This window comes from Streptomyces kebangsaanensis (genome assembly GCF_001906585.1).
GTDB lineage: Bacteria > Actinomycetota > Actinomycetes > Streptomycetales > Streptomycetaceae > Streptomyces > Streptomyces kebangsaanensis.
Genome location: NZ_JUJA01000112.1, coordinates 1 through 8,038 on the forward strand (window position 1 = coordinate 1; position 8,038 = coordinate 8,038).

Genomic DNA, 8,038 nt, shown 5'->3' on the forward strand with positions numbered 1-8,038 from the left:
ACGGTCGCGGCCGGGGCGGTGGCGGGGGCCGTACTCGCCCTGCCGGGCAGGGGAGAGGCGGACCGGGGCACGGCGGGCGGCAGCGCCCGGCCGCCCTCGCCCTCCGCCGCGCCCCCCTCCGCCTCGACCGGCCCCTCGCCCACCGTCGAGGGCACCTCCAGGCCGCCCAGCCTGCCGCCGGGCGCGCACGGTGAGGCCGGCGGGTTCGCGTGGGCGCCGCCGAAGGGCTGGCGGCGGAACGTGCAGACGGGCGCGGAGGTGTACTACACATCGCCGGACGGCAAGCAGGAACTCGTCGCCAAGTCGTCCCTGGCCCGGGGAGACCTGATGGAGAGCTGGCGCACCTCGGAGGTGAACGCCCGCCGGGGCCGGGACTACCGCAAGATCCGCCTGGAGCGGACGACCTTCCACGGCCACCCGGGGGTGGTCTGGGAGTACACGTTCACCCTCAAGGGCGCCCCCTGGCACGCCCGCCTGCTCGGCTTCGACGCGGACGGCAAGTCGTACCAGGTCAGCACCTGGTACCGGTCGGACACGGAGCAGTGGGCGCTGCCGACGTACGAGAGGGTCCAGGACAGCTTCACGGTGCTCTGACGCCGTGGGCGGGGGAGGGAGGAAGAACGGAGGGAGCCCCGAGGGGCTCCCTCACCCGGATGCCGTACGCGCGTCAGCCGACCGCTCGCGTCAGCCGACCGGGACGTTCTCCACCGCCTCCGAGCCGGACCGCGCCGCGACCGCCGCCCGGCCGCCCCGGGCCCTCTGCCGGACGAGGGCGATCACCAGCACGACCGCCGCGACCAGCAGCGACAGCAGCACGGTCTCGCGGCCGTCGTGCTCCGTGTCGGTCAGCATGTAGCCGAGGACGAAGACGATCAGCCCGGCCGCCGCCCAGGTCAGGTACGGGTACAGCCACATCTTGACGACCAGCTTCTCCGGGGCCTCCCGCTGGATGATCTTCCGCATCCGCAGCTGCGAGAAGCAGATCACCAGCCAGACGAACAGGGCGACCGCGCCGGAGGAGTTGACGAGGAAGAGGAAGACGGAGTCCGGGAACTTGTAGTTGAAGAACACGGCCACGAAGCCGAAGACGACCGACGCGGTGATCGCGGTCACCGGCACACCACGGCGGTTGGTCCGCGCGAACGCCCTCGGCGCGTCCCCGCGCTCGCCGAGCGAGAAGGCCATGCGGGAGGCGGTGTAGAGGCCGGAGTTGAGGCAGGACAGCACCGAGGTCAGCACGATGAAGTTCATGATCTGACCGGCGTGCGCGATACCGAGGGAGTCGAGGGCGGCGACGTAGGAGCCCTTGTCGGTGACCGACTTGTCGTTCCAGGGGAGCAGGGCCACGACGACGAAGACCGAGCCGAGGTAGAAGACGCCGATGCGCCAGATGATGCTGTTGGTCGACTTGGTGACGGCACGCTGCGGGTCCTCCGACTCGCTGGCGGCCAGCGTCGCGATCTCGCTGCCCATGAAGGAGAAGACGACGAGCAGCACACCGGTGAGGATCGCGCCGGGCCCGTGCGGCAGGAAGCCGCCGTGGCCGGTGAGGTTGCCGAGCCCGGCCTTGTCGCTGTGCACGCCGGGCAGTACGCCGAAGACGGCGAGCAGGCCGATGACGATGAACGCGCCGATCGCCACGACCTTGATCCCGGCGAACCAGAACTCGAACTCGCCGTAGGAGCCGACGGAGGCCAGGTTGGTCGCGGTCAGCACCGCCATGACGATCAGCGCCCACCCCCACTGGGGCACGGCCGGAACCCAGCCGGAGAGGATCTTCGCCCCGGCGGTCGCCTCCACGGCCAGGACGACGACCCAGAAGAACCAGTACAGCCAGCCGATGGAGAACCCGGCCCAGCCGCCGAGCGCCCGGTCGGCGTGCGCCGAGAACGAGCCGGAGGTGGGGTTGGCGGCGGACATCTCGCCGAGCATGCGCATCACGAGGACGACGAGCGTGCCGACGAGGGCGTACGAGAGCAGGATGCCGGGGCCCGCGGTGGCGATACCGGCGGCGGAGCCGACGAACAGTCCCGCACCGATCACACCGCCGATGGCGATCATCGTCAGGTGGCGGTTCTTGAGACCGGCCTGAAGCCCGGAACCGTGTCCTCCGGGGCTTGCGTGGCCGCTTCCGGCCTTCGGCGGGGTCGGCTGCGAGGTCATGGGGGGAGTTTCCTTTGCGCCGGGTGATCAGTCTGTCGTACGAGCGGTGTACGAGACGGTCCAGTGAAACCGAGGCGCTGGGGCTGCGTGAACCTTCAAAACCCAAATTTTACCTCAGGATTCCCTGAGTTTTGTGGTCCGTCTCACACCGTTCCGGCGACCGTGATACGGCCACACCCGGCGCTGCTTCCCGCATTCGGCCGTGTCACACTCGGACCATGCGCGTGTATCTCGGCTCCGACCATGCGGGCTTCGAACTCAAGAACCACCTCGTCGAGTGGCTCAAGGCGGCGGGCCACGAGCCCGTCGACTGCGGCCCGCACATCTACGACGCCCAGGACGACTACCCGCCCTTCTGCCTGCGCGCCGCCGAGCGCACGGCCGGCGACCCCGACTCCCTCGGCATCGTGATCGGCGGCTCCGGCAACGGTGAGCAGATCGCCGCGAACAAGGTCGAGGGCGTGCGCGCGGCCCTCGCCTGGAGCGAGGAGACGGCCGCCCTCGGCCGCCAGCACAACAACGCCAACGTCGTCGCGGTGGGCGCGCGCATGCACACGCAGGAGGAGGCGACGAAGTTCGTCGAGACCTTCCTGGGCACCCCCTTCTCCGGCGACGAACGCCACATCCGCCGCATCGACATGCTGTCGTCCTACGAGACGACGGGCGACCTGCCGCCGATCCCGGCACACCACCCGCAGGACTAGAACGACGACGGCGTGCGACAGCGGGCCCGGAGGGCGCAGTGCCCTGCGGGCCCGAAGCCCATGGGCCTGGGCCGAAACCCCCCGAAACCCGAGACGGAACGCCCCGCCGGGGACGCGGGGGGCAAAGCCCCCGCCGGGACCTTGTCCTCCCGTCCTCCCGTCGAGTCGGGCGGGAGGAACCAGGGGTGCAGGGGACGGAGTCCCCGCCGGGGCCTGGGGCGGGGCCTGGGGCGGGGCCTGGGGCGGGTCCCCTTCTCCCCGCCGGGACGAGTGGGAGGGTGGGAAACCGGGGGCGCAGGGGGCGAAGCCCCCGCCGGGGTCTGGGGCGGAGCCCCAGGGACAGAACCCTTTTCTCCCACTGAGCCGGTCGGGCCGGGTGGGCCAAGCCGGGGCGCAGCCCCGGACAGGGGTCCGGGGCGGAGCCCCGGGGACGGGTGCCCCTCACCTCACCGAGTCGGGCGGGCGGGTGGGCGAAGAACCGCAGGAGAGGACACCACCGTGCCGGAGGGCCACACCATCCACCGCCTGGCGCAGGACTACGCCACCCGCTTCTCCGGGACCGGCACCGGCACCCTCGTCACCAGCCCCCAGGGCAAGTTCTCCGACGCCGCCGCCCTCCTCACCGGAGCGGAGCTCACCCACACCGACGCCCACGGCAAGCACCTCTTCCTCCGCTTCCGCGACAGCGACTGGGTCCACATCCACCTCGGCCTCTTCGGCAAGGTCACCTTCGGCGAGGTCGCCCCCGGCGACACCCCCGCGCCCCCGCCCACGGACACCGTCCGCCTCCGCCTCGCCAACGACACCGCGTACGCCGACCTCCGCGGCCCCACCACCTGCGCACTGATCACCGACGCCGAGAAGCAGGCGGTACACGACCGCCTCGGCCCCGACCCCCTCCGCCCGGACGCCGACCCGGCCACCGCCCACGCCCGCATCCGCCGCAGCCGCACGACGATCGCCGCCCTGCTCATGGACCAGAAGGTCGTCGCGGGCGTCGGCAACGTCTACCGCGCCGAGGTCCTCTTCCGGCACGGCATCGACCCGTACCGCCCCGGCAAGGACATCACGCCGGCCGAGTGGGACGCCGTCTGGACCGACCTCGTCGCGCTCATGCGCGAGGGCGTCCGCAACAACCGCATCGACACCGTCCGCCCCGAGCACACCCCCGAGGCGATGGGCCGCCCACCCCGCGTGGACGACCACGGCGGCGAGGTCTACGTCTACCGCCGCGCCACCCTGCCCTGCCACATCTGCGGCACCGGGATCCGCACCGCCGACCTCGCCGCCCGCAACCTCTTCTGGTGCCCCACCTGCCAGACGAACTAGAACAACGACGAGCCGGAACGACTCAGAACCCGTGCGGCAGCCACGGCGCCACCGCCGACCCGAACCCCACCGACGCCTCCGCCAGCGCCCCCCGCCGCAGCTCCCGCACCCGCCCGGCCGCGGCCAGCGCGGTCAGCGGCACGCCACCGAGGTACGCCGCCCCCAGCTCCCGTACCGAGAGCGCCACCTCGGCCGCGTCCGACGTACGCTCGCAGGACGCCCCCTTGGCGTCCCCGCTCAGCCGCCACCGCCCGGAGTTCCACGGACAGAAGTCGTCCGCCACCTCGAACACCACGTCCACCGGCGCCTGGTAGGTCCGCGCCTCGAGCGCCGCCCCCACGTCCACCAGCCGGACGTACAGCGCGTCCTTCAGCCGCGGCAGGCACCGCCGGATGTCGGACACCAGGTACTGCCACGCGTCGTCGACCGGCCGCATTCGCACGCTCAGCGTCGACGTCAGGTCGATCCCGTACAGGAACCGCCACAGCGCCGCCCCGCTCGCCGGGTCCAGCGCGTCCAGGTCGCTCAGCACCACCGTGCCCTCGGGCCCACCGCTGTCCCAGTTGGGCTTGACGCGGTAGCGCGCGTACCCCGTGACCTCTCCGTCCCGCTCGGCGACCACGCACTGCAGCGGCGACGCGCCGCCCCGCTCGCTCTCCGGATCCAGCAGCGTCAGCCGCGCCCAGCCGGCCGGCCGCTCCACCATCCCGGGCCGGGCCGGCACCAGCCGCGCGTACACCGCCTCGCAGGCGTCCAGCACGTCGGCGGGCGCCGCGTACCGCAGCCGTACGTCGTCGGTGCCGGCCGGGACCGACAGCCCGGCCCGGTTGGTGTCGATCTCGGCCTGCAGCTGGAAGGTCGCCGCCCCGTACCCGAACCGGCCGTAGATCGCGGGCTCGGAAGCGGTCAGCACCGCCAGCGGCTCGCCCCAGGACCGTACGTCGTCCAGCTGCCGCCGCATCATCGACGTCAGCACGCCGCGCCGCCGGTGCGTGGCGGCCACGCTGACCATCGTCACCCCGGCCGCGGACACCGGCGCGCCGCCGGGCACGGTCATCCGGAAGCTGTACGCCCCCGCCGTCCCCACACACGCGTCCCCGTCCCACACGCCCAGGGAACGGTCGAACTCGGTGACGGCCCGCCACGCCTGCCGCTCCTCCGCCGACTCCGGAACCCCGCCGAACGCGCGGATCAGATTGTCGTACCAGGGGTCCCACTCGTCCTGCCGCAGCACTCGCGGCCCGATCGCCACATCACTTGCCATACGGCATGCGTACCAGGGCGGTACGGAACGGGCGAGCGAATTTCTCCGGGACGGCGGCGCGACGGGTTCCGGAGAAGTTCACGGACAATTGGGGTCTCGGACGGGGGACAAGTGGGACCTCCCGTGCCAAGCAGCAGGTTCGATGGATAGGGTCCCGAACTAATGGCAGCAGGACGAGAACGGCGCGCGGAAGCCGAGACGTTCACGGCCCGGTGGAAGATGCAGTGGCACCGGGCCCGCGTCGGCGTGCGCAAATCCGCCGTCGACTACTTCCGCGGGGACGGCTCCGAGTGGATCGCGTTCGGCGGGCTGCTGCTGACCATCCCGCTGATCGCGGTGCTGACCCTCGTCAACTCGGTCTGGTTCTCGCCGGTCGCGCTCGTGCTGCCCATCGTCGTCGGCGGCCTGCTGCTGCGCCCGGCGAGCCTGCTCGGCCTGTACGCCGTCGCGGCCACGGCGCTGATCGTGGAGTCGGTGCGGCTCGGCCCGTACACCGAGGGCCCCTCCCGGGTCACCCCGGGCGTGGTGCTGGTGGTCGCCGCCTGCGGTTTCGTCGGGCTGCTGATCGCCCAGTTCCGCAGCCGGGTCGGCGTGCCCTGGCGGCGCGGCGGCACCATGCTGTTCGACCTGCGGGAACGCATCCGCGTGCAGAGCACGCTGCCGCGGCTGCCGGACGGCTGGCACCACGAGATGGCCCTGCGGCCGGCCGGAGGCCAGTCCTTCTCCGGCGACTTCGTGGTCGCCGCCCGTACGAACGGCGGCCGCACCCTGGAGGTCGTCCTCACGGACGTCTCCGGCAAAGGCATGGACGCGGGCTCGCGGGCGCTGCTGCTGTCGGGTGCGTTCGGCGGCCTGCTCGGCAGCCTGCCCCCGCACGCCTTCCTGCCCGCCGCCAACGGCTACCTCCTGCGCCAGGACTGGCAGGAGGGCTTCGCGACCTCCATCCACCTGGTGCTGGACCTGGACTCCGGCGACTACGAGCTGTACACCGCCGGCCATCCGCCGGGCCTGCAGCTCAGCGCGGGCAGCGGCCGCTGGGAGGAGAAGGCCGCCGAGGGCCCGCTCCTCGGTGTCTACGACGGCGCCCAGTTCGACCCGGTCAAGGGCTGCCTGCGGGCCGGCGACGTACTGATGCTGTTCACCGACGGCATGGTGGAGACCGCCGACCGCGACATCACCGAAGGCATCGACCGCCTCACCGGCGAGGCCGACCGCTACGTCGCCGGCGGCTTCCGTGGCGCCGCCTGGCACCTGATCGAAGCGGTGGCCAAGGACGTCAACGACGACCGCGCCCTCCTCCTCATCTGCCGCGAGGGCCCGACGGCCCAGACGGCACGCTGAGCCCGCGGTGACTTGTGCTGTTGCTGTGCACATCCAGGCTCCGGATTGCCCCGGTGATGCGTGAGTTGGTAGAGATGGACGCGTCCGTGCCGTGACCTCATGGACGGTCACGGCCCATGATTCCTGACGGGGGAGGCGGGTTCGGCGTGAAGTTCGACATGGGTGCGCAGACGCTGTCGGCGTTGATGCGTGAGTCGCGGGGGTCGAGTGATGATCTGGGGTCGTTGATCCAGCAGTTGGTGCGGGCGGCGGAGCCGTTGGAGGGGAAGTTCAACGGTGCGGGCCGGCGGATGTTCGATCAGTTCAAGGCGCGGGCGGACGGGATCACGGCGGATCTGAACGGGTCGTTGTCGGCGATCCTGGGTGGTCAGTCGGGGATGGAGTCGGCGTTCTCCTCGGGTGATCAGGAGCAGGGGGACAACGCGCGGCAGCAGATGGGTGCGGCGAACTTCGATGCGGCGCGGTTCCGCTGAGGGCTGTTCTTCGCGCGTACGTTCTGTTCGGTTGATCGTTTTTTCGGGGAAGTCGGGGAGTGGTGTGTGATGGCGGGTTCGGGTGCGGATCGCCGGTCGTACGACATGGGGGCGTCGGCGGATGTGCAGGGGGGTCTGCAGGCGGTGGTGGCCCGGTTGGAGGCGGTGATCGGGGAGCGGGACCGTCAGGTGAAGGCGGCGATGGCGGACTTCTCGGCGGATGGTGTGGCGGATGAGTACCACGGCAAGGAGCAGCGGTGGAACAGTGCGTCGCAGGAGGTGCGGAACATCATCCAGTTGGTGAAGTCGACGTTGGAGATGAACGACTCGACGGCGCAGTCGACGCTGGCGCGGGCGAAGGCGGCGGTGGACAGCATCGGCTGAGTGCCGGTGGTGCGGGTGTGGGTGTGGTGACGGGGGTGTGGGTGTGCCGGGCTGGGATCTGAGGCCGCAGGGCATTACGCAGGTGTTGCGGTCGACGGGTGAGTCGGCGTCGAAGCTGCAGGGGTATGCGAAGTCGTACGGGGAGCATCTGACGTCGGCGGCGACGAGCGCGGGGACGATCTCCGCCGGTTCCGGTGGTTCCGGTGGTGAGCAGGGGCAGGGCGGTCTGGTGGCGCTGGCGTTGTCGCGGTACGCGGAGCATGCGGCGAAGGATCTGCAGTTCGTCGCGGCGCGGGCGGGCAAGTCGTTGCAGGGTGTGGTGGACGCGACGACGGCGTACCTCAACGGTGATCAGGAGATGGCGGCGGAGGCGCAGCGCA

The 8,038-nt window shown here is 71.5% G+C and carries 8 protein-coding genes and 1 pseudogene; 7 read left to right on the forward strand and 2 right to left on the reverse strand.

The annotated features are described in order from the left end of the window. Window positions 1–594, forward strand: a pseudogene (locus RH94_RS16610) (serine/threonine protein kinase); the annotation flags it as partial. A gap of 90 nt (window positions 595–684) precedes the next feature. Here the strand turns inward: RH94_RS16610 and RH94_RS16615 are convergent. Beyond that, window positions 685–2,163, reverse strand: coding sequence for an amino acid permease (locus RH94_RS16615; RefSeq protein ID WP_073948370.1), 1,479 nt, complete (start codon window positions 2,161–2,163; stop codon window positions 685–687). A gap of 218 nt (window positions 2,164–2,381) precedes the next feature. Between RH94_RS16615 and RH94_RS16620 the strand changes: the two genes are divergently transcribed. Both RH94_RS16620 and RH94_RS16625 read left to right on the forward strand, forming a co-directional pair. Then, window positions 2,382–2,867, forward strand: coding sequence for a ribose-5-phosphate isomerase (locus tag RH94_RS16620; protein ID WP_073948371.1), 486 nt, complete (start codon window positions 2,382–2,384; stop codon window positions 2,865–2,867). 498 nt (window positions 2,868–3,365) lie between these two features. Continuing rightward, a complete protein-coding gene (locus tag RH94_RS16625; protein ID WP_073948372.1) occupies window positions 3,366–4,196 on the forward strand; it encodes an Fpg/Nei family DNA glycosylase in 831 nt (276 codons plus the stop codon). A gap of 22 nt (window positions 4,197–4,218) precedes the next feature. Here RH94_RS16625 and RH94_RS16630 read toward each other — a convergent pair whose 3' ends face one another. Then, window positions 4,219–5,460, reverse strand: coding sequence for a GNAT family N-acetyltransferase (locus tag RH94_RS16630; protein ID WP_199880982.1), 1,242 nt, complete (start codon window positions 5,458–5,460; stop codon window positions 4,219–4,221). Between the two features lie 162 nt (window positions 5,461–5,622). On the opposite strand from RH94_RS16630, the gene RH94_RS16635 reads away from it, so the two are divergent. From RH94_RS16635 to RH94_RS16650, 4 genes are all read left to right on the forward strand, one after another. Then, window positions 5,623–6,801, forward strand: a complete 1,179-nt coding sequence (locus tag RH94_RS16635) for a PP2C family protein-serine/threonine phosphatase (RefSeq protein ID WP_073948374.1) — start codon at window positions 5,623–5,625, stop codon at window positions 6,799–6,801. 146 nt (window positions 6,802–6,947) lie between these two features. After that, entirely contained in the window at window positions 6,948–7,274 is a 327-nt protein-coding gene (locus tag RH94_RS16640; RefSeq protein ID WP_073948376.1) for a hypothetical protein, read from the forward strand. Between the two features lie 69 nt (window positions 7,275–7,343). Next, complete coding sequence (locus tag RH94_RS16645) at window positions 7,344–7,658, forward strand: pore-forming ESAT-6 family protein (RefSeq protein WP_073948375.1); 315 nt, start codon at window positions 7,344–7,346, stop codon at window positions 7,656–7,658. Between the two features lie 43 nt (window positions 7,659–7,701). Further along, on the forward strand, window positions 7,702–8,038 hold a 337-nt coding region (locus RH94_RS16650; protein WP_234425822.1), incomplete at its 3' end, for a DUF6507 family protein.